3 protein-coding genes are annotated in these 2804 nt (G+C 60.3%); 1 reads left to right on the top strand and 2 read right to left on the bottom strand.

The annotated features are described in order from the left end of the window. Positions 1–26: 26 nt before the first annotated feature. Positions 27–1097 carry a dTDP-glucose 4,6-dehydratase gene (gene rfbB / locus Q1J43_RS15830; protein WP_301103478.1) on the bottom strand — a complete coding sequence of 357 codons (1071 nt, stop codon included), beginning with the start codon at positions 1095–1097 and terminating at the stop codon, positions 27–29. Further along, positions 1091–1789: a dTDP-4-dehydrorhamnose 3,5-epimerase gene (gene rfbC, locus Q1J43_RS15825; RefSeq protein ID WP_301103477.1), complete on the bottom strand. Its 699-nt coding sequence runs from the start codon at positions 1787–1789 to the stop codon at positions 1091–1093. Before rfbC ends, rfbB begins: the two co-directional genes overlap by 7 nt. Between rfbC and Q1J43_RS15820 the strand changes: the two genes are divergently transcribed. Next, the gene (locus tag Q1J43_RS15820; protein WP_301103476.1) at positions 1755–2654 is read left to right on the top strand and encodes a glycosyltransferase family 2 protein; all 900 of its coding nucleotides are present in this window, start codon (positions 1755–1757) and stop codon (positions 2652–2654) included. The genes rfbC and Q1J43_RS15820 overlap by 35 nt on opposite strands. Positions 2655–2804: the final 150 nt, after the last annotated feature.

Below are 2804 nucleotides of genomic sequence, written 5' to 3'. Positions count from 1 at the left end.
GCGCTTCTTGCTGGTCGCGTGTGTTCTCATGGCAATTGCCCGAGTCTTTCGCCGCCGTAAGTCCGCGCCTTGATCGCTTCGCTCCAGGCGCGGTTGTCGAGGTACCAGCGCACGGTATGGCGCAAGCCTTCGCTCAGGCTGGTGCGCGGAGTCCAGCCGAGTTCGCGCCGCAGCTTGCCGAAATCCATCGCATAGCGTTCGTCGTGACCAGGGCGATCCTGCACGAAGCGGATAAGTTGGCGATGCGGACAGTGGGCGGATTGCGGCAAGGCTTCGTCAAGCATGGCGCAAAGATCATGGATAAGATCGATGTTCCGGCGCTCGGCATCGCCGCCGACATTATACTTTTCGCCGATGCGGCCACGCGTAAGAATGAGCGTCAGCGCCTCGGCGTGATCGGCGACGAACAGCCAATCGCGGACATTCTCGCCCTTGCCATAGATGGGCAGCGCCTCGCCATTCAACGCCTTCATCACGCTGAGCGGCAGCAGCTTTTCCGGAAACTGGAACGGCCCGTAATTGTTGGAGCAATTGCTGATGACGACCGGCAATCCATAGGTCTTATGCCAGGCCCGCGCCAGATGATCGGCGCTGGCCTTGCTGGCAGCATAGGGGGAGTTCGGCGCGTAGGGTGTTGTTTCGGTGAACGCGCCTTCGCTGCCCAGCGAGCCGTAAACCTCGTCGGTGGAAACATGCAAGAAGCGGAAGCCATCGCGTTTCGTCGCCTCAAGCGCTTGCCAATAACGCCGCGCCGCCTCCAGCAACACGAAGGTGCCGACGATATTGCTTTGTATGAAGGCGTCGGGCCGGTCGATGGAGCGATCGACATGCGTTTCGGCGGCGAGATGCATGATCCCGTCCGGCTGGAATTTGTCGAAGATCGCTTTCATCGCGCCGCCGTCGGCGATATCTGCCACGATCAATTCGAACTGCGGATCATGGGCGAGGGCGAGCAGCGACTCGCGGCTGGCGGCATAGGTCATCTTGTCGATGCCGACGACGCGGGCGATGCCGTTCTCGCGCAAAGAGCGGCACAGCGCCGAACCGATGAATCCGGCGGCGCCGGTGACGATGTAGGTGGGGGGCGCGGTTACCATGCCAGCGGCGGCAGGTCTTTGAACAACGGCAATTTCACGTCCTTGCCGGAAAGAACGGCCTGCGCCGGATCAATGGGCCAGTCGATGCCGAGCGCGGGATCGTTCCACAACACGCCGCCCTCGCTCGATGGCGCGTAAAAGGCCGACATTTTGTAAAGCATCACGGTGTCCTCGGTCAGCGTGCAGAAGCCGTGGGCGAAGCCCGCCGGAATGAACATCTGGGCCACGTCGTCTTCCGACAAGATCGCCGTGACATGCTTGCCATAGGTGGCCGAATGCGGACGGACATCCACCGCCACGTCGAAAATTTTGCCGCGCAGCACCCGCACCAGCTTCGCCTGTGCGTCGGGCGGCTTCTGGAAATGCAGGCCGCGCACCGTGCCCTTCTGACGCGACAGGGATTGGTTCTCCTGAACGAAACGGATCGGCAGGCCGAGGGTTTGCAAGTCCTTTTCGTGAACAATCTCAGCCACATAACCACGATCGTCCCGATGCACCTTGGGGCGCAGGATTTTGACTTCAGGAATTGTCAATTCTTGAACGGTTATCATGCGTCCCGCTAAATAAAATGGCCACAGGTTGAGACTTGTCTTACCATCGTTCCGACGATTGGAGAAGTTCGGCCCAAGAGTAGCAGAGAGAAGGGGATTGCTGTCAATGACGACGCCATTGCCGCTTACGTCCGTAATCATGGTGTCTTACCACACCGGCCCCGTGCTGGATAAAGCCATCGCGGCGGTTCTGGCGCAGACCGCGCCGGTGGAGTTGATCCTCGTCAACAATGGCAATCCAACGGAAATAGAAGTGAAACTTGCGGCGCAGACGGCGAAGGAACCGCGCCTGCGTTTCGTGACGGGGCAGGGCAATGTCGGCTTCAGCAAGGGGTGCAATCGCGGCGCTGGCGAGGCCAAGGGCGAATTTCTGCTTTTCCTCAATCCCGACAGCCTGTTGCCGCCGACGGCCATCGCCACGCTGCACGGACATGCGGCGACGTTGCAGCGCCCTTATATGCTTGGGGCGCGGCTCGTGGACGGGAAGGGGCAAGATCAGCGTGGTTGCCGTCGCGCCCTGCTGACGCCGTTCAACGCCGCGATCGAAACCCTGCGGCTTGAGGAAGTGTTTCCGCAGTGTCGCCTTAACTATCACAAAGATCCCGTGCCGCAGACCATCACGCCGATGCCCGCCATCAGCGGCGCGTTCATGTTTCTCGCCGCCGACGATTTCCGCGCCATCAAGGGGTTCGACGAACGCTATTTCCTGCATGTCGAGGATATGGATCTGTGCCTGCGCTTCCGCAACGCCGAGGGCGAAATCTATTTCGTGCCGGACGTGGTGGTTACGCATATCGGCGGCACGAGCAAAGCGCCGTCGCTTTTCATCGAGCGGCACAAGGCGCGGGGCGTCATTCGCTATTTCCACGAGCATTACAGCCACGCCTATCCCCAGCCCGTCCTTTGGCTGTTTGACGCCGCGATTTGGCTGCGTCTGGGCGTCAAGGCGGGGCTTGCGGCTTTGAAGGACGCCGTGACCTTTAAACCTGTCCCACAGCCGAAGTAGCGGTATGATATACCCCTACGCCTGAAGAATCCCCTGAGCAGCTCGACCGATGGTGTGGAAATTGGGGGTTAGGAGCGAAGAGAGCTGGTGTTTGAAAGAGCCGAGAGAGTTGAAAACGTTGCGGATGGCGTCCCGGAAGTCCGCAAAGGT

Origin of the sequence: Propionivibrio sp. (assembly GCF_029255185.1) — a bacterium.
In the GTDB taxonomy this organism is placed as follows: domain Bacteria; phylum Pseudomonadota; class Gammaproteobacteria; order Burkholderiales; family Rhodocyclaceae; genus Propionivibrio.
This window is presented reverse-complemented; position numbering and strand designations above follow the sequence as displayed.